The sequence below is a fragment of the Micromonospora okii genome (assembly GCF_020884795.1).
In the GTDB taxonomy this organism is placed as follows: Bacteria; Actinomycetota; Actinomycetes; order Mycobacteriales; family Micromonosporaceae; genus Micromonospora; species Micromonospora okii.
This window is the reverse complement of the sequence record NZ_BBZF01000012.1, coordinates 702,833-725,899: the sequence shown is the minus strand read 5'-3', so window position 1 is coordinate 725,899 and position 23,067 is coordinate 702,833. Positions and strand designations below refer to the sequence as shown.

The 23,067-nt window shown below is 75.2% G+C and carries 19 protein-coding genes and 1 riboswitch; all 19 genes read right to left on the bottom strand.

Going from position 1 to position 23,067, the window contains the following annotated elements:
- Nucleotide 1: 1 nt before the first annotated feature.
- Nucleotides 2-1,063, bottom strand: a complete 1,062-nt coding sequence (gene ribD / locus LPU43_RS02770) for a bifunctional diaminohydroxyphosphoribosylaminopyrimidine deaminase/5-amino-6-(5-phosphoribosylamino)uracil reductase RibD (RefSeq protein WP_229398499.1) — start codon at nucleotides 1,061-1,063, stop codon at nucleotides 2-4.
- 150 nt (nucleotides 1,064-1,213) lie between these two features.
- Nucleotides 1,214-1,385: riboswitch (FMN riboswitch) on the bottom strand.
- Between the two features lie 78 nt (nucleotides 1,386-1,463).
- On the bottom strand, nucleotides 1,464-2,420 hold the full coding sequence (locus LPU43_RS02765; RefSeq protein WP_229398498.1) for a response regulator: 957 nt from the start codon (nucleotides 2,418-2,420) through the stop codon (nucleotides 1,464-1,466).
- Between the two features lies 1 nt (nucleotide 2,421).
- The gene (rpe, locus tag LPU43_RS02760; protein WP_229398497.1) at nucleotides 2,422-3,102 is read right to left on the bottom strand and encodes a ribulose-phosphate 3-epimerase; all 681 of its coding nucleotides are present in this window, start codon (nucleotides 3,100-3,102) and stop codon (nucleotides 2,422-2,424) included.
- A 170-nt stretch (nucleotides 3,103-3,272) separates the two neighbouring features.
- Nucleotides 3,273-4,931, bottom strand: coding sequence for an RsmB/NOP family class I SAM-dependent RNA methyltransferase (locus LPU43_RS02755; protein ID WP_229398496.1), 1,659 nt, complete (start codon nucleotides 4,929-4,931; stop codon nucleotides 3,273-3,275).
- Entirely contained in the window at nucleotides 4,928-5,854 is a 927-nt protein-coding gene (gene fmt / locus LPU43_RS02750; RefSeq protein WP_229398633.1) for a methionyl-tRNA formyltransferase, read from the bottom strand. Before fmt ends, LPU43_RS02755 begins: the two co-directional genes overlap by 4 nt.
- Nucleotides 5,855-5,859: 5 nt before the next feature.
- Nucleotides 5,860-6,420 carry a peptide deformylase gene (gene def, locus LPU43_RS02745; RefSeq protein ID WP_229398495.1) on the bottom strand — a complete coding sequence of 187 codons (561 nt, stop codon included), beginning with the start codon at nucleotides 6,418-6,420 and terminating at the stop codon, nucleotides 5,860-5,862.
- A 44-nt stretch (nucleotides 6,421-6,464) separates the two neighbouring features.
- The gene (locus tag LPU43_RS02740) at nucleotides 6,465-7,739 is read right to left on the bottom strand and encodes a cytochrome P450 (protein WP_229398493.1); all 1,275 of its coding nucleotides are present in this window, start codon (nucleotides 7,737-7,739) and stop codon (nucleotides 6,465-6,467) included.
- 144 nt (nucleotides 7,740-7,883) lie between these two features.
- Nucleotides 7,884-8,867 (bottom strand): AAA family ATPase, encoded by a 984-nt coding sequence (locus tag LPU43_RS02735; protein ID WP_229398491.1) that lies wholly within the window; start codon nucleotides 8,865-8,867, stop codon nucleotides 7,884-7,886.
- A gap of 226 nt (nucleotides 8,868-9,093) precedes the next feature.
- On the bottom strand, nucleotides 9,094-11,067 hold the full coding sequence (locus tag LPU43_RS02730) for a primosomal protein N' (protein ID WP_255684268.1): 1,974 nt from the start codon (nucleotides 11,065-11,067) through the stop codon (nucleotides 9,094-9,096).
- Complete coding sequence (metK, locus tag LPU43_RS02725) at nucleotides 11,064-12,257, bottom strand: methionine adenosyltransferase (protein ID WP_229398487.1); 1,194 nt, start codon at nucleotides 12,255-12,257, stop codon at nucleotides 11,064-11,066. Before metK ends, LPU43_RS02730 begins: the two co-directional genes overlap by 4 nt.
- A gap of 68 nt (nucleotides 12,258-12,325) precedes the next feature.
- On the bottom strand, nucleotides 12,326-13,537 hold the full coding sequence (coaBC, locus tag LPU43_RS02720) for a bifunctional phosphopantothenoylcysteine decarboxylase/phosphopantothenate--cysteine ligase CoaBC (protein ID WP_229398485.1): 1,212 nt from the start codon (nucleotides 13,535-13,537) through the stop codon (nucleotides 12,326-12,328).
- Between the two features lie 14 nt (nucleotides 13,538-13,551).
- Entirely contained in the window at nucleotides 13,552-13,815 is a 264-nt protein-coding gene (gene rpoZ / locus LPU43_RS02715; protein WP_229398483.1) for a DNA-directed RNA polymerase subunit omega, read from the bottom strand.
- A gap of 121 nt (nucleotides 13,816-13,936) precedes the next feature.
- A complete protein-coding gene (locus tag LPU43_RS02710) occupies nucleotides 13,937-14,470 on the bottom strand; it encodes a guanylate kinase (protein WP_229398481.1) in 534 nt (177 codons plus the stop codon).
- 49 nt (nucleotides 14,471-14,519) lie between these two features.
- Entirely contained in the window at nucleotides 14,520-14,837 is a 318-nt protein-coding gene (mihF, locus tag LPU43_RS02705) for an integration host factor, actinobacterial type (RefSeq protein WP_007075824.1), read from the bottom strand.
- A 172-nt stretch (nucleotides 14,838-15,009) separates the two neighbouring features.
- Nucleotides 15,010-15,849, bottom strand: a complete 840-nt coding sequence (gene pyrF / locus LPU43_RS02700; RefSeq protein ID WP_229398479.1) for an orotidine-5'-phosphate decarboxylase — start codon at nucleotides 15,847-15,849, stop codon at nucleotides 15,010-15,012.
- A 121-nt stretch (nucleotides 15,850-15,970) separates the two neighbouring features.
- Complete coding sequence (locus LPU43_RS02695) at nucleotides 15,971-17,245, bottom strand: adenosylmethionine--8-amino-7-oxononanoate transaminase (RefSeq protein WP_229398476.1); 1,275 nt, start codon at nucleotides 17,243-17,245, stop codon at nucleotides 15,971-15,973.
- Nucleotides 17,246-17,291: 46 nt separating this feature from the next.
- Complete coding sequence (locus LPU43_RS02690; protein WP_229398474.1) at nucleotides 17,292-18,323, bottom strand: quinone-dependent dihydroorotate dehydrogenase; 1,032 nt, start codon at nucleotides 18,321-18,323, stop codon at nucleotides 17,292-17,294.
- A gap of 109 nt (nucleotides 18,324-18,432) precedes the next feature.
- Complete coding sequence (gene carB / locus LPU43_RS02685; protein WP_229398472.1) at nucleotides 18,433-21,795, bottom strand: carbamoyl-phosphate synthase large subunit; 3,363 nt, start codon at nucleotides 21,793-21,795, stop codon at nucleotides 18,433-18,435.
- Complete coding sequence (gene carA / locus LPU43_RS02680; RefSeq protein ID WP_229398470.1) at nucleotides 21,788-22,978, bottom strand: glutamine-hydrolyzing carbamoyl-phosphate synthase small subunit; 1,191 nt, start codon at nucleotides 22,976-22,978, stop codon at nucleotides 21,788-21,790. Before carA ends, carB begins: the two co-directional genes overlap by 8 nt.
- Between the last annotated feature and the right edge of the window lie 89 nt (nucleotides 22,979-23,067).

The following is a 23,067-nucleotide window of genomic DNA, read 5'->3' as shown; positions in this document are numbered from 1 at the left end:
GTCAGCCCTCCCTCTTCCGGGGCAGCGCGGTGATCCGCAGGTCGGGACCGACCTGGGTGACGTCGGTGATCTCCAGCTCGACGGCGTCGGCGACGGTGTCCACCCCGGCGTCGGCCAGCGCGGTCGCGCCCGCGCCGAGCAGCTTCGGCGCGACGTACCCGACGACCCTGTCGACCAGGCCGGCGGCGAGGAACGCGCCGGCCAGCTTCGGGCCGCCCTCGAGCAGCGCGGCCCGCACCCCCCGGCGGTGCAGCTCCGCCAGCAGCGCCGGCAGGTCGACCCGGCCGTCCGGGCCGGCGCCGACCTCGGCGGCGGTGGCGATCCAGGTCCGGGCGGCGCCGTCGCGGACCCGGGCCCCGGCGGGGGTACGCCCCGAGCTGTCCACCACCACCCGCAGCGGCTGCCGGATGGCAAGGCTGCCGTCGCGGAGGTTGCGGGCGGTGAGCCGGGGGTCGTCGGCGAGCACGGTGCCCACCCCGGCGAGCACCGCGTCGACCGTGCCGCGCAGCGCGTGCACGTCGGTCCGGGCGGCCTCCGAGGTGATCCACATGCTGGTGCCGTCGGCGGCGGCGGAGCGCCCGTCGAGGGTCGCGGCGTACTTCCAGATCACGTACGGCCAGCCCCGGCGCGTGGAGGTCAGCCAGGCGACGTTGCCGGCCTCGGCCTCGGCGGCGCGCAGCCCGACCTCGACGGCGATGCCGGCGGCGCGCAGGGTCGCGGCGCCGCCGGAGGCGATGGGGTTCGGGTCCGGCACCGCGACGACCACCCGGGCGACGCCGGCGGTGATCAGGGCGTGGCTGCACGGGCCGGTGCGGCCGGTGTGGTCGCAGGGCTCCAGCGTGACCACGGCCGTTCCGCCCCGGGCGCGGCTGCCGGCCTGGGCCAGCGCGACGATCTCGGCGTGCGGCCCGCCCGCGTACGCGTGGAATCCCTCCCCGACGACCTCGCCGTCCGGGTCGAGCAGCACGCAGCCGACCACCGGGTTGGGGCTGGTGGTGCCGAGCCCGCGGGCCGCGAGCGCGATCGCCCGACGCATCGCCTCGTCCACGCAGACGCTGGCCATCGCCCTGCCCTCTCACTCGCCGGTCCGGCGCGCGGGCGGGACGGGAGGCCGCGGGCAGGCGGCGGCGGAGATCCGGGGACGGCGGAGCCGGCCCCGGGGAGCCCGCGCGGCGGCTGAGGTCAGCGGCCGGCACAGGGCCCGCCCCGTCCCGCGCGCTGTCTCCCATCCGGACTGTCTGGGGGTGGGCTGGCCGCCCCCAACCGTCGGCCCCGGAGTCTCACCAGGTCCACCGGGCGGCAGAGCCGTCCGGGTAGCGGGCTTACCACGGTCTCGACCGTGGATCACCGCCGGTTCGGAATTACACCGAGTCCCGCCAGCGCGTGGTGGGTACCCCCGAAGTGTTGCACGCCGCGCGGCGGTCGTCTGCCCGGAGGGGAGCTACCTCACAGTGGGCGGCCGGTCAGGTGACGCCGCGCCGCCGGTCCACGGCCACGTACGAGCCGGGTTGGCTCTTGGCGACGGACTTCATCTCCGAGGCCACGGCGATGGCCTCCAGCGGGTTGGTGAAGCGCTTGTCCGCGTCGGAGACGGAGACCCCGATCGAGAGCGTGACCAGCGCGGCGCGCCGGATGTTGCCCCGGCGGTCCTTCAGCTCGACGTAGCCGCGCTCGGCGTCGGAGGCGTCGTAGAGGCGGTCGGCGGAGGTCTCGAAGTCCACCACCGCGCGGGAGGTGAGCGGCAGGACCTGCTCGGGGGCGCAGACGATGACGAAGTCGTCGCCGCCGACGTGGCCGAGGAAGGCCGGCGGCAGCCCGATCGCCACCACCGCCCGGTGCAGGCTGCGGGCCAGCGCGGAGATGAACTCGTCGCCCCGGACGAAGCCGTACCGGTCGTTGACGCTCTTGAACCGGTCGATGTCGACGTAGCCGACGGCGTAGTCGACGCCGTTGCGCACCCGGTCGCTGATCTCCCGGCGGATGCGGGAGTTGCCGGGCAGGCCGGTCAGCGGGGAGACCTCCCGGAACTCCTTGTTGCGGCGCAGGGTGGAGCTGACCCGGGCGACCAGCTCGGCGGTGTCGAAGGGCTTGACCAGGTAGTCGTCCGCGCCCGCGCTGAGCCCGTGGACCTTGTCCACGGTCAGCCCCTTGGCGGTCAGCATGATCACCGGCAGGGCGGAGGTCATCGGGTTGGCGCGCAGCCGCCGGGTCAGCTCCAGCCCGTCGATGCGCGGCATCATCAGGTCGACCACCGCCAGGTCGGGCCGTTGCCGCTCGATCTTGTCGAGCGCCTCCTGGCCGTCGCTGGCGTGGATCACGTCGAAGCCGTGCAGCCGCAGGTTGAACTCGACGAACCGGGCGATGTCCGCGTCGTCGTCGACGACGAGGATGATGTCGGGACGCTCCTCGGGGGCGTCCACCTCAGACCCCGGCGACCGCGCGCTCCGCGAGGCCGCGCAGGCGACGGACGGCCTCGGCGGGGTCGTCGGCCCCGTAGACGGCGGTGCCGGCGACGAAGGCGTCCGCGCCGGCGGCGGCGGCCTGCTCGATGGTGTCCGCGGCGATCCCGCCGTCGACCTCGATGCGCAGCTCCAGGTGGCCGGCGTCGACGTGCCGACGGGCGGCGCGCACCTTGTCCAGCAGCTCCGGGATGAACCGCTGCCCGCCGAAGCCGGCCTTGATCGTCATGATCAGCAGCGTGTCGAAGCTCGGCAGCAGCTCCAGGTACGGCTCGATCGGGGTGTCCCGGTCGATCGCCAGCCCCGCCTTCGCCCCGGCCGCCCGCAGGTCCTTCGCCAGGGCCACCGGGTTGTCGCAGGCCTCCGCGTGGAAGGTGACGTTGTACGCCCCCGCGTCGGCGTACCCGGGGGCCCAGCGGCGCGGGTCGTTGATCATGAGGTGCACGTCGAACGGGAGCCGCGTGGCGGCCCGTAGGCTCTGCACGACGGGCAGCCCGATGGTCAGGTTCGGCACGAAGTGGTTGTCCATGACGTCCACGTGCAGCCAGTCTGCGGCGCCCTCGACGGCGCGGACCTCCTCGGCCAGGCGGGCGAAGTCGGCGGCGAGGATGCTGGGGGCGACGATCGGCGGCGGTACGCTCACCGGGCCAGTGTACGAAGGCGACCGCGAACCGTCGGCATCGCGGCCCCACCCGGGACACGCTGTGACCCAGACGTGACCGTCGGCGCGTCGCCGGGCGCTCCCCCGACCCGCTGCGGGCCACGGAGACGGGGGACGGCCGGTCGGCCGTCCCCCGTCGTGTTCCGGGCCGGTCAGCCCCGGCGCAGCACCGCGAGGAACATCGCGTCGGTGCCGTGCCGGTGCGGCCAGAGCTGCACCGACGGCCCGTCCCCCAGCCCCGGCATGGCGGCCGGCAGCAGCGGGCGGGCGTCGACGAAGTCCGCCGGCACCCCGGCGCGGCGGGCCGCCTCGGTCACCGTCACGTGCGTCTCCACCGTGTGCGGCGAGCAGGTCACGTAGGCCACCAGGCCACCCGGGCGCGCCGCCCGCAGCGCCGCCGAGAGCAGCTCGCGTTGCAACCGGGTCAGCGGCGGCAGGTCCGACGGCTGCTTGCGCCAGCGGGCCTCGGGCCGGCGGCGCAGCGCGCCCAGCCCGGTGCACGGGGCGTCCACCAGCACCCGGTCGAAGTGCCCCTCGGGCAGCTCCGGATCGGAGCCGACCGTGCGGCCGTCGGTGTGCAGCACCGTCACCGGCAGCCCCCGGGTCGCCTGGGTGACCAGCCGGGCCCGGTGCTCGGAGACCTCGACCGCGGTCAGCCGGGCCCCCCGCTGCGCGGCGAGCGCCCCGAGCAGGGCCGACTTGCCGCCCGGCCCGGCGCACAGGTCGAGCCAGTGCGCGTCCGGGCCGTCGAGCGGGGCCACCGCCAGCGCGTTGGCCACGAGCTGGGAGCCCTCGTCCTGGACGTGCGCCCGGCCCTCGGCCAGCGCCGGCAGGTCGCCCGGTGCCCCGCCGCCGAGGTAGACCGCGTACGGGGAGAACGCGCCCGGCGCGCCGCCGACCTCGTCGGCCAGCTCGACCGGGTCGGCCAGGCCCGGCCGGGCGCACAGGTGCACCGGCGGACGGTCGTTGTCCTCGATCAGCAGGCGGGTGGTCTCGCCCAGGTCGCCGCCGAGCGCCTCGGCGAACGCCCGCACGATCCACTGCGGGTGGCTGTAGGCCAGGGCCAGGTGCCCGATCGGGTCGGCCTCGAAGTCCGGGGCGAGTTTCGCCACCCAGGCGTCGGCGTCGCGCGCGGCCACCTCGCGCAGCACCGCGTTGGCGAAGCCGGTGGCGCCGGCGCCGACCGCGCGCACCAGGTCGACGGTCGAGGAGACCGCCGCGTGCGCCGGCACCCGGGTGTGCAGGAGCTGGTACGCGCCCAGCCGCAGCGCGTCGCGCACCGGCGGGTCGATCCGGGCCACGTCCCGGCCGGCGGCGTCGGTGAGGATCGCGTCGAGGGTGCCGGTGTGCCGCAGCGCGCCGTAGGTCAGCTCGGTGGCGAAGGCCGCGTCCCGGCCGGTCAGCCCGGCGTCGCGCAGCAGCGCCGGCAGCACCAGGTTGGCGTACGCGTCGTCCCGGTGCACCGCCGCGACCGCCTGGTACGCCACGTACCGGGGCAGGTCCACGGCGGGTCGGGCCGGTCGGTCGCCCCGCCGGTCCGGGCCGGGCCGCCCGCCCCGGGCCGGGCGGTCGCCGTAGGCCGGACGGTCGCCCCGGGCCGGGCGGTCACCGTAGGCCGGACGGTCGCCCCGGGTCGGGCGGTCACCGTACGCCGGGCGGTCGCCCCGGGTCGGGCGGTCACCGTACGCCGGACGGTCGCCGCGCGGGCCGCCGGGCGACCGGTCGGGGCGCCGGTCGGCGTAGCCCCGGTCGCGCGCGTCGCCGCGCCGCTCGTCGTGCCCCCGCTCGGGCCGCTCCGCCGGCCCCGTCACGCGAACACCTCCCCGGCCGCGACGCGGGCGCCCCGCGCCCAGTCGGTCGCCGGCATGGCCTTCTTGCCCGCCGCCCGCACCTCGCCGAGGGCCACCGGGACGGTGGCCGTGCCGGCCAGCACCCGGGACTTCTCCACAACCAGCTCCCCCGGCTTCAGCTCGGGGCCCTCGCCGACGGGTACGACCGGGCCGAGCTTGACCCGCTCGCCCCGGAACGTCGTCCAGGGACCGGGGGCCGGGGTGCAGGCGCGGATGCGCCGGTCCACGGCGAACGCGGGGTCGCCCCAGCGCACCCGGGCGTCCTCCACGGTCAGCTTCGGCGCGAGCGACACCCCGTCGGCGGGCTGCGGCTCGGCCCGCCCGGTGCCCGCCCCGATCGCGTCGAGGACGGCCACCAGCAGGTCGGCCCCCGAGTGGGCGAGCCGCTCCAGCAGGTCGCCCGAGGTGTCGGTGGGGCGGATCTCGTCGGTGAGGGTGCCGTAGACCGGGCCGGTGTCCAGCCCCTCCTCCAGCGCGAAGACGCTGGCCCCGGTCACCTCGTCGCCGTGCAGCACGGCGTGCTGCACGGGGGCCGCGCCGCGCCAGGCGGGCAGCAGCGAGAAGTGCAGGTTGATCCAGCCGTGCCGGGGGATCTCCAGGGCGGCCGGGGGCACCAGCGCGCCGTAGGCGACCACGGGAACGCAGTCGGGGGCCAGCTCGCGCAGCCGGTCGAGGAACTCCGGCTCGCGCGGGCGGGCCGGGGTGAGCACCTCGACGCCGTGCTCGTCGGCCCACGCGCCGACGGGCGAGCGGACCAGGCCCCGGCCCCGGCCAGCGGGCGCGTCGGGGCGGGTGACCACGGCGAGCAGCTCGTGGCCGGAGGCCGCGACGGCGGCCAGGGCGGGAACGGCGACGGCCGGGGTGCCGGCGAAGAGCAGACGCACCGCCGTCACCGCCCCAGGCCGAAGGGGTTGCCGGCGGCGTGCGGGTTGAGCTTGACCGTCGGCGGGGTGGCCGGGTCGTACCACTCCGCCTGGCGGATCGCCTTCATCGCCTCCTTGCGGCCGGCCGGGTCCAGCCGGTCGACGAAGAGCACCCCGTCGAGGTGGTCGGTCTCGTGCTGGACGCAGCGGGCCATCAGGCCGGCGCCGACGATCTGCACGGGGTCGCCGTAGCCGTTGAAGCCCTTCGCGACCACGTTCTGCCGGCGCTTGGTGTCGAAGTAGAGCCCGGGGATGGACAGGCAGCCCTCGGGGCCGTCCTGTTCCTCGGAGTCGGGGAACTCCAGCACCGGGTTGACGAGGTGGCCGAGCACGTCGTCGACGTCGAAGGTGAACACCCGCAGGCCCACTCCGAGCTGGGGCGCGGCGAGACCGGCGCCGTTCTGCTCGCGCATCGTGTCGGTGAGATCCGCGATGAGCTTGCGCAGCTCCGCGTCGAAGTCGACGACCGGATCGGCCGGTGTGCGCAGCACCGGGTCCCCGAACAGACGGATGGGCTGGACGGTCACTCGCGGTGGCTCCTTCGGTGGGACGACGGTCGTGCCGTACCAGTCTACGGAGTGCGCGGGGTGGCGGCTCCGGCCGGCGTGCCGGCGTCGACCGGCGGTGACTGATCGCACAGGGTGACGGGGAGGGTGGCGTAGCCGCGCAGGGTCAGCCGGGCCCGGCGCCGGGGCGTGCCGGCCACCGCCAGCTCGGGGAAGCTGCGCAGCAGCAGCGGGAAGGCCACCTGCGCCTCCATCCGGGCCAGGGCCGCGCCGAGGCAGTAGTGCGGGCCGCCGCCGAAGGAGAGCGGCTGGATCTGCGCCCGCCAGGGGTCGAACCGAGCCGGCTCCGGGTGCGTGCGCGGGTCCCGGTTGCCCGCGCCGAGGAGCAGCAGCAGCCAACTGCCGGCCGGCAGCGTCGACCCGCCGTACGGCACCGGGGCGACGGTGAGCCGGGTGGTGAGCTGCACCGGCGAGTCGTGGCGCAGCAGTTCCTCGACGTACGCGGGGGCCAGCTCGGCCCGGGAGCGCAGCGCGGCGGCGGCCCGGGGGTGCGCCAGCAGGGTGACCAGGCCGTTGCCGAGCAGGTTCGTGGTGGTCTCGAAGCCGGCCACCAGCAGCACCATCAGGTTGGCCAGCAGCTCCTCGGCGGTGAGCCGGTCGCCGTCGGCGTCGTGCGCCCGCACCAGCGCGGTGGTCAGGTCGTCGGCCGGGGCGCGGTGGCGGGCGGCGACCAGGTCGAAGAGGTACGCCCCCAGCTCGGCCGCGCCCCGGTCGGCGACGGCCAGCTCCTCGGCGGAGATCTCCGGCTCCAGCACCCCGGTCAGGTCGCCGGCCCAGCGGCGGAACAGCGACCGGTCCGCGGCCGGCACGCCGAGCAGGGCACAGATCACCCCCACCGGCAGCGGGTAGGCGAACTGGTCCACGAAGTCCACCGGCTCACCGGCGCGCAGCCGGCGCGCCATCGCGTCGGCCAGCTCGCCGGCCTGGGCGGTCACCACCTCGCGCAGCGCGGCGATCCGGCGCGGGGTGAACGCCCCGGCCACCAGCCGACGCATCCGGGTGTGATCGGGCGGGTCGGTGCGCAGCACGGAACGGGACAGCGACACCATGGCGGCGCTGTCCTGCCAGCCCGGCGTGAACTGGTCGCGCAGCGGGCGGTCGAAGACCCGCGTCCGGGGGTCGCGCAGGAACGCGTCGATCTCGGCGTGGCCGGTGACCACGAAGAAGGACGGGCCGACCTCGACGACCGGCCCGTGCGCGCGCAGCAGCTCGTAGACCGGGTACGGGTCGACCCGCCCGGCCGGTGACATCAGCAGCGTGACCGCCTCGGCAGCGTCCATGACCGGCCTCCCCGTCGCCAGACCCGAGGCTCCATCATGCCCGTCGATGCCGCGAACCGGCACCCCCGCCGCGACGGCGGAGGGGCCGGGCGCGGGCGGAAGGGTCAGGCGCGGGCGGGGACGGTCAGGCTGGCGACGGGACGGTCAGGCGCGGGGGGCGGGGTCGCCGGCGAGCACGGTGTCCCCGGCCCGCAGGCAGTGCTCCGGCAGCGGAAGGTCGATCTTGTGGGCCGCCTCCCAGTCGTACACGGTGCTGGGGCGCACCTGCGTGGCGAAGTACTCCACGGCGCTCATCCCGCCGACCACCGGCTCGTCGGCCTCCGCCACCAGCCGGGCCGCGACCAGCGGGAACCCGCTCTGGACGGCCGCGCTGAGCCGGCGGTGGCCGTCCACGACGAAGAAGTACTCCCCCGTGTAGCCGATGGTCAGCGGCTCCAGCGCCTCGTCGCCGGCCTCGGCGACGTCGCCGACGAAGTCGCTGTCCCACAGCCCACGCAGCGTGCCGATGTCCTCGGTCGGGTAGACCCGGGCCGGGTCGAGCAGCAGCAGCGGCGGGTCGTCGCGCAGCACGTCCGCGCCGAGCCGGCCCTCGTACGCGTCGACGATGTGGCTGATCACCTGCTCCGGGGTGGCCCGGGTGGAGTCGCAGACCAGGTCGTAGTTGCGCAGCCGGGCCTTGTCGACGCCGTAGCGGACGATGAACCGGCTCCGCTCGCTCTCGCTGCGCTCCCGCAGCTTGGCCCGCGCCTCCTCCAGCGAGGCGTAGCTCTCGGCCGGGCCGGAGGGGCGGGCCAGCACCCGGCGGGCCGCCTCGGACGGCTCGGTGATCATGTGCACCTTGAGCGCGTCGGTGAAGAAGTGCCAGGCCAGCCGGGAGTCCATCACCAGGCTTTCGCCGGAGGCGGCGATGTCCTGCTGGAGCTGGTCGACGTAGCCGTCGACGGCCTGGTCCAGCTCGGCGTGCAGGTTGAGCTGGAGCGCGGTCATCTGCCGCTCCTGCGCCATCTGGCGGTAGAGGTCGCCGACGCTGACCCGACGCAGCCCCAGCCGCTTGGCGATCTCGACCGACACCGTGCTCTTGCCGCTGCCGAGGTCGCCGTTGAAGACGATCGATTTCCGAACGGTCACGACTGGTCCACCCCTGATCACCGGCTGACTGACATCATGGACTTCGCGTCGGCTCGACGCATCTTGGACGTGGCGTCGGCCCGAAGCATCGTGGAACTGGCGTCGACGCGGCGCATCAAGGGCTCGGCGTCGGCTCGACGCGCTCCCGCCATCGTCGCGCGATTCGTGCGCCCGGGCATGACGGGCGATGCTATCACGCCACTACCAGCGAGTTTCGCGACCGCGCTCAGAACAGGCTCAGCGGGTCGACCTGAAGGCGCACCGGCTCGGCGGCCCGACGGGCCGCCCGGACCCCGGCGGCCGAGTGCAGCGCCTCGGCCAGTGCCGCCGCCCGGCCCCGGGGCACCCGCACCAGCATCCGCTCCCGCTCGCCGTCGGCCGGGACCGGGCCGAGCACGTCGGCCTCCTCGGGGAGGCGGGCGGAGGCCAGCAGGTCGGCCACGGCGTCGGCCGCGCCGGTGACGCTGGCCATCCGCACCGCCGGGGGGAAGCCCAGCTCCCGCCGCTCGGCCAGCTCCCGCGCCGCGAACCAGGCCGCGTCCCAGCGCAGCAGCGCCTGCACCGGGGCGAGGGCGCCGTCGGCGACCACCACCACCCGGCCGCCGGCCGGGGCGGGGCGGGCCAGCGCGGCGGCGGCCATCCAGCGCCGCAGCGCCTCCTCGCCGGCCCGCAGGTCGGCGCGGGTGAGCAGGGCCCACGAGTCGAGCAGCAGCACCGCCCCGTACCCCCCCTCGGCGACCGGCTCCGCGCCGGGGGTCGCCACCACCAGGCCGGCCCCGCCCGGCACGGCGGTGAGCACCTCCTCCCGGCCGGAGGTGCGCACCGGTACCCCGGGAAAGGCGCGGCCCAGCTCCTCGGCGGTGCGCCGGGCGCCGGTGACGGCGGCGCGCAGCCGCCGCCCGCCGCACTCGGCGCAGGTGTACGCGGCGGCGACCCGGCCGCACCAGCGGCAGGCGGGCGGGGCGTCGGCCGAGGGCAGGGCGAGCGGGCCGGCGCAGTGCGCGCAGCGGGCCGGGGTGCGGCAGTCGGCGCAGGAGACCGAGGGCACGTATCCGCGGCGGGGCACCTGGACCAGCACCGGCGCGTCGGCGCGCACCGCATCCCGGGCGGCGGCCCAGGCCAGGCTCGGCAGCCGGGCCGTGGCCGCGCCGGGGTCGCGGGCCAGCTGCGGGTCGTCGCCGGTCGGCGCGATGGCGGGGGTACGCGCCCGCACGGTGGCCCGGTCGGCGGTCACCTCCCGGGCCCAGCCGGTCTCCACCAGCAGTTGCGCCTCGGCGCTGCGGGAGTATCCGCCGACCAGGGCCGCCGCGTCGGCGAGCCGGGCGCGGGTGAGCAGCACCTCGCGGGCGTGCGGGTACGGGGCGCGGGGCTCGGCGTGCAGGTCGTCGCCGTCGTCGACGAGGGCGACCAGGCCGAGGCGGGCCACGGGGGCGAACATGGCCGCCCGGGTGCCGATCACCACGGGCACGTCGCCGCGCCGGGCGGCGAGGAACGCGCGGTAGCGGCGGGCCGGCCCGGCGGCGGCGGCGAGGGCGACGTGCCGCCCGGGGCCGAGGGCGGCGGTCAGCGCGGCGTCGAGGCGGTCGAGGTCGCGGGCGTCGGGCACGACGACCACCGCGCCCCGGCCGCCGGCCACCGTCGCGGCGACCGCCTCGGCGTACCGGGCGGGCCAGTCCTCGCCGGGTAGCGCCGACCAGACCGCGCGGGCGGGCCGGCCCTCGGCCAGGGCCCGCAGGAACGCCGGCCCCGCCGGGTACGCCCGCCAGCCGGCCGCCTCCGGCGGGTCGAGGGGGGCCGCCGGCTCCGGCGGGGTGTGCGGCTCCTTCTCCACCCGGGCGTGCCGGGGCGGCACGGCCAGCCGGAGCACGTCGGCGAGGCTGCCGGCGTACCGGTCCGCGACGACGCGGGCCAGCCGGGCGATCTCCGGGGCGAGCACGGGCTCCGGCGAGACGACCTTCTCCAGGTACGCCAGCTTGCCGGTGTGCCCCGACTCGTCGGCCCGCTCCAGCAGCCAGCCGTCGACGAGCTGGCCGGCGAAGCGCACCTTCACCCGGGTGCCGGGGACCGCCGCGGCGTCCAGCTCGGCCGGGACCAGGTAGTCGAAGGGGCGGTCGAGGTGGGCCAGCGGCACGTCGACGCAGACGCGAGCGACCGGCGACCCGTCGGCGGGTCGCCGGTCGCCACGCTTCGCGCCGGTCAGGCTCCTGCGGCCGACTTGAGGTCGGCGGCCCGGTCGGTGCCCTCCCAGGTCAGCTCGGGCAGTTCCCGGCCGAAGTGGCCGTACGCCGCGGTCTGCCGGTAGATCGGGCGGAGCAGGTGCAGGTCCCGGATGATGGCGGCCGGGCGCAGGTCGAAGACCTCGGTGACGGCCTTCTCGATCGAGGCGACCGGCACGGTCTCGGTGCCGAACGTCTCGATGAACAGGCTCACCGGGTGGGCCTTGCCGATCGCGTACGCGACCTGCGCCTCGCAGCGCTCGGCCAGGCCGGCGGCGACCACGTTCTTGGCCACCCAGCGCATCGCGTACGCCGCCGAGCGGTCCACCTTCGACGGGTCCTTGCCGGAGAACGCGCCGCCGCCGTGCCGGGCGTACCCGCCGTAGGTGTCGACGATGATCTTCCGACCGGTCAGGCCGGCGTCGCCCATCGGACCGCCGATCTCGAACCGCCCGGTCGGGTTGACCAGCAGCCGGTAGCCCTCGGTGTCCAGGCCGAGGCCCTCCAGCTCCGGGGCGATGACGTGGTCACGCACGTCCGGGGTGAGCAGCGACTCCAGCGAGATGTCGGCCGCGTGCTGGCTGGACACGACGACCGTGTTGAGCCGCACGGGGCGCAGCCCGTCGTACTCGATGGTGACCTGGGTCTTGCCGTCCGGGCGCAGGTACGGGATCGTGCCGTCCTTGCGGACCGCCGTGAGGCGGCGGGCCAGCCGATGGGCCAGCGCGATCGGCAGCGGCATCAGCTCGGGCGTCTCGGAGCAGGCGAAGCCGAACATCATGCCCTGGTCGCCGGCGCCCTGGGCGTCCAGCGCGCTCTCGGAGGAGCCGGTGCGCAGCTCCATCGCGTTGTCGACGCCCTGGGCGATGTCCGGGGACTGGGCGCCGATAGAGACGCTGACCCCGCAGGAGGCCCCGTCGAAGCCCTTCTTCGAGGAGTCGTAGCCGATGTCGAGGATCGTCTCCCGCACGATGGTCGGGATGTCGGCGTACGCCTTCGTCGTCACCTCGCCGGCCACGTGTACCTGGCCGGTGGTGATCAGGGTCTCGACAGCCACGCGGCTGTGCGCGTCCTGGGCCAGCAGTGCGTCGAGAATGCCGTCGCTGATCTGGTCGGCGATCTTGTCCGGGTGGCCTTCCGTGACCGATTCGGACGTGAAGAGGCGGCGTGTCACGGCACTCCTAAGTTATGGAAGTCGTTCGGGGAAGTGTAGTCACCGGACCTCGAAGCGCGCTGGAGCGGTCACTCCTCGGGACGGACGACCCACCGCTTGACGACGAGGTCCCAGACGGCGTCGGCGAGGTCCTCTTTGGACTGTTCGGGCATGGCGTGCAGCGTGCCGTCCGCGCCGATGACCGTCGCCGTGTTGGTCTCGGCGCCGAAGACCTTGTCGGGCCCGACCTCGTTGACGACGACGAGGTCCGCCCGCTTGCGGGCGAGCTTGGCCCGGGCGTTGGCCTCGGCGTCGCCCGTCTCCGCGGCGAACACCACCAGCACCTGCTCCGGTCGGCGGTGCCGGCCGAGCTCGGCGGCGATGTCCGGATTGGTGACGAGGTCGATGCTAGGCGGCCGGGCGTCCGATTTCTTGATTTTGCCGGTGGAGTACGTGGCGGGCCGGAAGTCGGCGGGCGCCGCCGCCATCACCACCGCATCGGCCGTCGCGGCGGCCCGCAGCGTGGCCTCGCGCAGCTCCTCGGTGGTGCCGACCCGGACCAGGTCGACGCCGGCCGGGTCGGCGAGCGCCACGTTGGCGGAGACCAGGGTGACCCGGGCGCCCCGGGCCACGGCCGCCCGGGCGAAGGCGTAGCCCTGCTTGCCGGAGGAGCGGTTGCCGAGGAACCGGACGGGGTCCAGCGGTTCCCGGGTGCCGCCGGCGGTCACCACCACGTGCCGGCCGGCCAGGTCGGCCGGGGCGGCCGGGCCGCGCGCCAGGGTCCGCCGGGCCACGGCGAAGATCTCGGCCGGGTCGGGCAGGCGGCCCTTGCCGGTGTCGGCGCCGGTGAGCCGGCCGACGGCGGGCTCGACCACCCGGACGCCACGGGCGCGCAGCGTGGCGACGTTGGCCACGGTGGCGGGGTGCTCCCACATCTCGGTGTGCATCGCCGGGGCGAGCAGCACCGGGCAGCGGGCGGTGAGCAGGGTGTTGGTGAGCAGGTCGTCGGCGAGGCCGTGCGCGGCCTTCGCGAGCAGGTCGGCGGTCGCGGGGGCGACGACGACCAGGTCGGCCCGCTGGCCCAGGCGGACGTGCGGCACCTCGTGCACGTCGGACCAGACGTCGTCGGCGACCGGCCGGCCGGAGAGGGCGGCCCAGGTCGGCGCCCCGACGAAGCGGAGCGCCGACGCGGTCGGCACGACGCGGACGCGGTGGCCCGACTCGGTGAACAGCCGCAGCAGCTCGCACGCCTTGTAGGCCGCGATGCCGCCGCCGACCCCGAGGACGATCTCGGCGGACATCGACGCGGGCGGGACTACGGCTGGTCGGTCGGCTCGGCGGTGAGCAGGCCCGCGTTGATCTCGCGCATGGCGATGGAGAGGGGCTTCTCCTGGGGGGTGGTCTCCACGAGCGGGCCGACGTACTCCAGCAGGCCCTCGCCGAGCTGGCTGTAGTAGGCGTTGACCTGGCGGGCGCGCTTGGCGGCGAAGATCACCAGGGCGTACTTCGACGTCGACTTCTCCAGGAGCTCGTCGATCGGCGGGTTGGTGATGCCTTCGGGGTTGGCGATGGATCCCACGGAATAACCTCTGCGTCTCTCACCGCGCGGGCGCGGTGGGTCTGTGGACCGCGCGGGCGCGGTCTGCCAGCCGCGCCGCCGCGGTCTGGGGCACCTCGGCCGCGGGCGCGGCCGGGACTCCTCAACCGTTCAGGCGCGGTTGGGCCGGAGCCAGGAAGGAAGAACCGAACAAGCCTACCAGCTCGTCGACCGCCCGCCCGGTGCGGTCGTGCGGCACGACGTGCGCGGTCGCCGCCGCGACGGCCGGGTCCGGCCGCCAATTGGGCGGGGCGAGCAGCACCAGGCGGGCCTCGGGGCAGCCGGCGCGCAGGGCGAGCGCGCCGGGCAGGTCGAGCGGGAGCAGCACCGGCGTGCCGGCGGCGAGCCGGTCGGCGACCGGCCGGGCGGGGGTGCCCCGCAGGTGGGGCCCGACGCGGGCCCACTCCAGGAGCTGACCGGCGGCGATCAGCCGGTCGAACCGGGCCGGGGAGAGGAAGATCCGGTCGACGCCGTCCACCTCGCCCGCCCGGCGGGGCCGGGTGGTCGCCGGCACCGGCGTCCACACCGACGGAGAACGCGCCCGGAACAGCTCGACCACACTGCCCACTCCGGCCCCCGAGGGGGCGGTCAGGACGGTGAGCCGAGCCGCCGGGCGCGCCTCGTCATCCGTGCTCACGGCTCGTTTCTACACGCTGCCGTGGCAGGCCGGCGGCGAACCGCCGTGCTCAGTTGGCGGCGAACTCGCCGAGCAGCGCCTTACGCTGCTGCTCGCCCAGACCACGCAGCCGGCGGCTGTCGGCGATCTTGAGCTTCTCCATGATCTGGGTCGCCCGGATCTTGCCGATCCCCGGCATCGCCTGCAGGACGGCCGAAACCTTCAGCTTGCCGACGACGTCGTCGCCCTCCGCCCGCTCCAGGACGGCGGCGAGGGTGGTCTTGCCCTGCTTGAGCTGCTCCTTCAGCTCAGCACGGGCCTTGCGGATCTCCGCAGCCTTTTCGAGCGCGGCTGCGCGCTGCTCGGGGGTCAGTGACGGGAGGGGCACCAGTTCTCCTCAGGTCCATGTCGCGACGGGCGGGACGCCACGCCGCACTGAAACGTGGTGTCGCCGGGAACCAAAGGGGTCCGTGGTTCCCAGCGCCGGGAAAACTAGCGGTACCGCGCGCATTCGGCAACGTGGGCACGCCTGGACCATGACAAAAAGACCGAGCCGTCACTCAGTCCGACGCGCCGAGAACCGCCCGGCAGTCGGCCAGCGCGCGCTGCGCCGCGGCCCGCAGCGCGCCCGCGTCGGGCCCGGCGTCGAGCACCTCCCGCGAGTACGACGGCAGCGCCCACGGCAGGGCCGGACCGAAGACGGTGCGCAGATCGGAAGCCGTGGCGCCCTGCGCGCCGAGCCCCGGGGCGAGCAGCGGACCGCGCACCGCCGAGAGGTCGTGGCCGGTGTCGCCGATGGTCGCCCCGACCACCAGGCCGATGCTGCCGAGGGGCTCGGCACCCCGGTTGAGCTGCGCAATCTCGTCGATGACGGCCTGCGCGACGGTCCGCCCGTCGGCGCCGCGCGCCCGCTGCACCGCGGCACCCTCCGGGTTGGACGTGAGCGCCAGGACGAAGACCCCGCCGCCGTGCGCGGCGGCGAGCTCGAACATGGGCGTCAGCGACGACACTCCCAGGTAGGGGCTCGCCGTGATCGCATCGGCATACAGCGGGCTGGATGGATCGAGGTACGCGGAGGCGTACGCCGCGACGGTCGAGCCGATGTCCCCGCGCTTGACGTCGAGGAGAACGAGCGAGCCGGATTTGCGCAACTGTCGGATAGTTGACTCTAGGATCGCGACCCCCTGCGAGCCGAAGCGCTCGAAGAACGCCGACTGCGGCTTGACCACGGCAACCAGGTCGCCGAGCGCCTCCACCACCGTGCGGCTGAACCGCTCCAGCCCGGCGACGTCGTCCGTCAGCCCCCAGCGGGCCAGCAACCCCGGATGCGGGTCGATGCCCACGCAGAGCGGCCCGCGCCGCGCCACGGCCCGGTGCAACCGGCTACCGAAGCTCTCCATTCGACTCTCCCTCTCTCGACTGTGGACCTGTACCGGGGCGCGCGGCGTCCGCCTGCCCGCCCGCGCCCCGGGTGACCGTTCCGGGACATCGATCCCGATGGTGGAGACGGCGCGGCGGCGGTCAGCCGGCCGCCACGGCGGCGGCGACCCCGGCCGCGATCCGGGCGACGTCCGCGTCGTCGGTGACGTACGGCGGCATGGTGTAGACCAGGTCGCGGAACGGCCGCAGCCAGACCCCCCGCTCGACCGCGGCGGCCGTGGCCCGGGGCAGGTCCACCTCGTGGTCGAGCTGCACCACCCCGATCGCCCCCAGCACGCGGACGTCGGCGACCCCCGGGGCGGCCCGCAGCGGCTCCAGGCCGGCGCGCAGCCCCGCGCCCACCCTCGACACCTCGGCCGCCCAGTCCCCGGCCCGCAGCAGCCCGATGGAGGCGTTCGCGACGGCGCACGCGAGGGGGTTGCCCATGAACGTGGGCCCGTGGGCGAGCACCCCGTCGCGGGAGATGCCCCACGCCACCTCCGCCGTGCAGAGCGCGGCGGCCAGCGTCAGGTAGCCGCCCGTCAGCGCCTTGCCGACGCAGAGCACGTCGGGGCTCACCCCGGCGTGCTCTGCGGCGAACATCGTCCCCGTGCGGCCGAAGCCGGTGGCGATCTCGTCGAAGACCAGCAGCACCCCGTGGGCGCGGGTCACCTCGCGCAGCACCCGCAGGTACTCCGGGTGGTGGAAGCGCATCCCGCCGGCGCCCTGGACCACCGGCTCGACGATCACGGCGGCCAGCTCGCCGGCGTGCCGCTCGACCGCCTCCGCCAGCGTCGCCGCGTACGCCGGGTCGGGCGGGGTGTCGAAGCCGCCCGGCGGCACGGGCGCGAAGACCTGCCGGGGCAGCACGTCGCCCCAGAGGTGGTGCATGCCGCCCTCGGGGTCGCACACGCTCATCGGGTGGAACGTGTCGCCGTGGTAGCCGCCCCGCCAGGTGGCCAGCCGGCGGCGCTCCGGCCGGCCGATGGCCCGCTGGTACTGCAGGCACATCTTCACCGCGACCTCGACGCTCACCGAGCCGGAGTCGCAGAGGAAGACCCGCTCCAGCCCCTCCGGGGCCAGCTCGACCAGCGTGCGGGCCAGCCGCACCGCCGGGGAGTGGGTCAGCCCGCCGAACATCACGTGGCTCATCCGGCCGAGCTGGTCGACCACGGCCGCGTCCAGCACCGGGTGCCGGTAGCCGTGGATCGCCGACCACCAGGACGACATCCCGTCCACCAGCTCCCGACCGTCGGCCAGCCGCAGGCGTACCCCCTGTGCGCTCTCGACGACGTACGGCGCCGTGGCGGGCGGCAGCGGCGCGTACGGGTGCCACACGTGCTCCCGGTCGGCGGCCAGCACCTCCTCCGGGGTCACCCGGCCTCCCCCCGGCCCGGCCGCGCCGCTGTCGCCGGCTCCCCGGTCATGCCGCGCCGGCCGGGACGGTCGCGGCGGCCCGCGCGGCGGCGCGCACCAGGCCGGGTCCCCGATAGATGAAGCCGGTGTAGAGCTGCACCAGGGACGCGCCCGCGTCGAACATCCGGGTGGCGTCGTCGGGGTCGACGATGCCGCCCACCCCGACCACGGGGAGCCGGCCGCCGGTCTCCCGGTGGACGAAGGCGACCACCTCGCGGGCGCGGGCGGCCAGGGGGCGGCCGGACAGGCCGCCCGCCTCCGCGCCGCGCGCCCGGTCGGCCGGGGCGAGGCCGTCGCGGCCCAGCGTCGTGTTGGTGGCGATCACCCCGGCCGCGCCCCGGGCCAGGCAGACCTCCAGCAGCTCGGCGATGGCCGGCTCGGTCAGGTCCGGGGCGATCTTCACGAGCACCGGCTTCTCCCCCACCAGCGCCCCCAGCAGGGCGTCCAGGTGCGAGCGGTCCTGCAACGCGCGCAGCCCCGGCGTGTTCGGCGAGGAGACGTTGACCGCGAAGTAGTCGCCGTGCCCGCGCAGCGCCCGGTACGAGGCGAGGTAGTCCTCCACCGCCTCGTCCAGCGGGGTCACCTTGGACTTGCCGAGCGAGATCCCCAGCGGCACCCCCAGCGGGCGGGGCAGCGCCGCCAGCCGGTCCGCCAGCGCCCGCGCCCCGGCGTTGTTGAAGCCCATCCGGTTGACCACGGCCTCGCTGTCGGTCAGCCGGAACAGCCGGGGCCGGGGGTTGCCGGGCTGGGCGTGCGCGGTGACCGTGCCGACCTCGACGAAGCCGAAGCCCAGCGCCGGCCACGCCGGCAGCGCCGCGCCGTCCTTGTCCACCCCCGCCGCCAGCCCCACCGGGTTCGGGAAGCGCACCCCGAACACCGTCCGGGGCGCCCGCACCGCGTACCGCGCCCGGATCGCGGCCAGCGCCACGGGCGAGCGCGACACGGCGGCCAGCCGCCGCAGCGTCCACTCGTGCGCCGCCTCCGGGTCGCCGCCGCCCACCCGGAACAGCCCGCGCCGCACGACTCCCTCGAAGATCATCGCACCGCACCTCCCCGACGCCGCACCCCGTCGATCATGGCGCTGACGGCAGTGTGGACCTCCTCGACCGCCGCCAACCCCATGATCGACGAAGACGGGGTGGTGGGGGTCACCGGAGGGACCGGAGGGTGGCGTGGAGCTCCTGCAGGGGGCGAACCGTCATGTCGCCGCGGATGCGCGCCTCGATGCCCATCACGGCCGCCGCCGCGCCGGGGACCGTGGTGACGCACGGGATGTCCGCCGTCACGGCCGCGCTGCGGATCTCGTAGCCGTCCGAGCGGGCGCTGGCCCCCGAACCCTGCGGGGTGTTGACCACCAGCGTCACGTCCCCGCCGAGGATCAGCGCCACCGCGTCGGCGCCCTCGCCCGCCTCGTAGTGCTTGCGGATCTGCTCGCAGGCGATGCCGTGCCGGCGCAGCACCTCGGCGGTGCCGGCCGTGGCGACGATGTCGAAGCCCAGGTCGGCCAGCCGCTTGATCGGGAAGATCATGGCGCGCTTGTCCCGGTTCGCCACCGAGACGAAGATCTTGCCGGCCGTGGGCAGCGAGCCGTACGCGGCGGACTGCGACTTGGCGAAGGCGTGACCGAAGTTCGTGTCGATGCCCATCACCTCGCCCGTGGACTTCATCTCCGGCCCCAGCAGCGAGTCGACGCCCTTGCCCGCCGGGGTGCGGAACCGCTTGAACGGCAGCACCGCCTCCTTCACCGCGATCGGCGCGCCCACCGGCATCGTGCCGCCGTCGCCCGTCGCGGGGAGCAGCCCCTCGGCGCGCAGCTCCGCGACGGTCGCGCCGAGCGCGATCCGGGCCGCCGCCTTGGCCAGCGGCACCGCCGTGGCCTTGGAGACGAACGGGACGGTCCGCGAGGCCCGGGGGTTCGCCTCCAGCACGTAGAGCACGTCGTCCTTGAGGGCGTACTGCACATTGAGCAGGCCGCGCACCCCGACGCCCCGGGCGATCGCCTCGGTGTAACGGCGCACCTCGGCCAGGTGCGACCCGGCCAGGGTGATCGGCGGCAGCGCGCACGACGAGTCGCCGGAGTGGATGCCGGCCTCCTCGATGTGCTCCATCACCCCACCGAGGTAGACCTCGCCCTCGGCGTCGCAGAGCGCGTCCACGTCGATCTCGATCGCGTCGTCGAGGAAGCGGTCCACCAGCACCGGGTGGTCCGGAGAGATCTCGGTGGCCCGGCCGATGTAGTCGCGCAACGTCGGGTCGTCGTACACGATCTCCATGCCCCGCCCGCCCAGCACGTACGACGGGCGGACCAGCACCGGGTAGCCGATCTCCTCGGCGATCGCCTTGGCCTCCTCGTACGAGGTGGCCGTGCCGTGCGCCGGGGCGCGCAGCCCGGCGCGGGCCAGCACCGCCCCGAACGCGCCGCGCTCCTCGGCCAGGTGGATCGACTCCGGCGAGGTGCCGACGATCGGCACCCCGGCGTCCTTGAGCCGCTGCGCCAGGCCCAGCGGGGTCTGCCCGCCGAGCTGCACGATCACGCCGACCACGCCCAGGCCGCCGGCCGCCTTCCCCGACGAGTCCTCGGCGTGCCAGACCTCCAGCACGTCCTCGAACGTCAGCGGCTCGAAGTAGAGCCGGTCGGCGGTGTCGTAGTCGGTGGAGACGGTCTCCGGGTTGCAGTTGACCATCACCGTCTCGTAGCCGTCGGCGCCGGCGGGCGCGCCGCGCAGCGCCTGGACCGCGTGCACGCACGAGTAGTCGAACTCGATGCCCTGGCCGATCCGGTTCGGCCCCGACCCGAGGATGAGCACCTTGGGCCGCGCCGACGGGGCGACCTCGGTCTCCGAGTCGTAGGTGGAGTAGTGGTAGGGCGTGGTCGCGGCGAACTCGGCGGCGCAGGTGTCCACCGTCTTGTAGACCGGCCGCACGCCGAGCCGGTGCCGCAGGGTGCGCACCCCGTCCTCGGCGGCCAGCTCGGGGCGCAGCGCGGCGAGCTGCCGGTCGGAGAGGCCGGCCCGCTTGGCCCGGCGCAGCAGGCCCGCGTCGAGCACCGGGGCGTCCACGATCTCCGCCCGCAGCTCCACCAGCGTGGCGATCTGGTCCAGGAACCACGGGTCGATCCCGCCGGACGCGGCGGCGACCTCGGCGACCGACGCGCCGAGCCGCAGCGCCCGCTCGACGGTGTAGAGCCGCCCGTCGTGCGGGGTGGCCAGCGCCGCGAGGGTGTCCTCCCGGGTGGCCCCCGCCGGGTCCGGGGTGGTCCAGAAACCCGACTCCTTGGTCTCCAGCGAGCGCATCGCCTTGTTCAGCGCCTCGGTGAAGTTGCGCCCGAGGCTCATCGCCTCGCCGACCGACTTCATGGTGGTGGTCAGCTCCGCGTCGGCGCCGGGGAACTTCTCGAACGCGAACCGGGGGATCTTCACCACCACGTAGTCCAGCGTCGGCTCGAACGCCGCCGGGGTCTTCAGGGTGATGTCGTTGGGGATCTCGTCGAGGGTGTAGCCGATGGCCAGCTTCGCGGCGATCTTCGCGATCGGAAAGCCGGTCGCCTTCGACGCCAGCGCCGAGGAGCGGGACACCCGGGGGTTCATCTCGATCACGACGATCCGGCCGTCGGCCGGGTTCACCGCGAACTGGATGTTGCAGCCGCCGGTGTCCACCCCGACCTCGCGCAGCACCGCGATGCCCAGGTCGCGCAGGCGCTGGTACTCCCGGTCGGTCAGCGTCATGGCCGGGGCCACGGTGACGCTGTCGCCGGTGTGCACGCCCATCGGGTCGACGTTCTCGATCGAGCAGACCACCACCACGTTGTCGTGGCGGTCCCGCATGAGTTCGAGCTCGTACTCCTTCCAGCCGAGCACGCTCTCCTCGATGAGCACCTCGTGCACCGGGCTGGCGGCCAGGCCCGCGCCGGCGATGCGCCGCAGGTCGGCGTCGTTGTGCGCCATGCCCGAGCCCAGGCCGCCCATCGTGAACGACGGCCGGATCACCACCGGCAGGCCCAGCTCGGCGACGGTGGCCTCGACCTCGTCCATCGAGTGGCAGACCCGCGAGCGCGGCACCAGGCCCGCCGGGTCGGCGACGCCGAGCCGCGCGCCGGCCTTCGCCACGATGTCCTTGAAGAGCTGCCGGTCCTCGCCCCGGTTGATGGCGTCGATGTTCGCGCCGATCAGCTCGACGCCGTACTTCTCCAGCACGCCCGCCTCGTGCAGGGCGACCGCCGTGTTCAGCGCCGTCTGCCCGCCCAGGGTGGGCAGCAGGGCGTCGGGGCGCTCCTTGGCGATGACCAGCTCGACGAACTCCGGGGTGATCGGCTCGACGTACGTGGCGTCGGCGAACTCCGGGTCGGTCATGATGGTCGCCGGGTTGGAGTTGACCAGGCTGACCCGGATGCCCTCGCTGCGCAGCACCCGGCACGCCTGGGTGCCCGAGTAGTCGAACTCGCAGGCCTGCCCGATGACGATCGGCCCGGAGCCGATCACCATGATGTGCTTCAGATCGCTCCGCTTAGGCATTGCTGCGCCCCTCGCTGTGGGTCCGGCCCGCGCCGCGCTGCCCGTCGGGGCCGCGGCCCTCGATCAGCTCGGCGAAGCGGTCGAACAGGTAGTCCGCGTCGTGCGGGCCGGCCGCCGCCTCCGGGTGGTACTGGACGGTGAACGCGGGCACGTCCTTCGCCCGCAGCCCCTCGACCACGTTGTCGTTGAGGCAGACATGCGACACCTCGATCCCGCCGAACTCGGTGTCGATCACCCGGTCGGGGACGACCGCCCCCGGCCCCGAGCCGGGCACCTGGACGGCGAAGCCGTGGTTGTGGCTGGTCACCTCGACCCGGCCGGTCACCCGGTCGAGCACCGGCTGGTTGATGCCGCGGTGGCCGTAGCCCAGCTTGTACGTGCCGAAGCCCAGCGCCCGGCCGAGGATCTGACTGCCGAAGCAGATGCCGAACAGCGGCACCCGCCGGGTGAGCACCTCGCGGGCGAGCGCCACCGGGCCGTCGGCGGTGGCCGGGTCACCCGGGCCCGGCGACAGGAAGACCGCGTCCGCGCCGGTGGCGAGCAGGTCGTCGATCGTGGAGCCGGCGGGCAGCACGTGGGTGGTGACGCCGCGCGCGGCGAGCCGGCGCGGCACGTTGCGCTTGATGCCCAGGTCCAGGGCGGCCACCGTGAACCGGTGCGCCCCCTCCGCCTCGACCACGTACGGCTGCGCGGTGGTCACCTCGGCCGACAGGTCCGCGCCGACCATCCCCGGCGACTGGCGGACCCGGGCCAGCAGGGCGCGCGGGTCGTCGTCGACGCTGGAGATGCCGACCCGCATCGCGCCCCGCTCGCGCAGGTGCCGGGTCAGCGCGCGGGTGTCCACCCCGCTGATGCCGACCACGCCCTCGGCGGCGAGCCGCTCCTCCAGGCCGCCGGTGGCGCGCCAGTTCGAGGCGGCCCGGGCCGGGTCGCGGACCACGTACCCGGCGACCCAGATCCGGCCGGACTCGTCGTCGGCGTCGTTGACGCCGGTGTTGCCGATGTGCGGGGCGGTCTGCACCACCACCTGCCGGTGGTACGACGGGTCGGTCAGGGTCTCCTGGTAGCCGGTCATGCCGGTGTTGAAGACCGCCTCGCCGAAGGTCTCCCCGACGCTGCCGTACGCCTCGCCGTGGAACGTGCGCCCGTCCTCCAGGACCAGGATCGCCGATTGCCTGCTCATTCTGCACTTCCTTCGATCCGGACTGCGGGGCTCCGCTCCGCTGCACTCCTCGCTCGGATCACGGTGCCCCCTTCGATCCGGACTGCGGG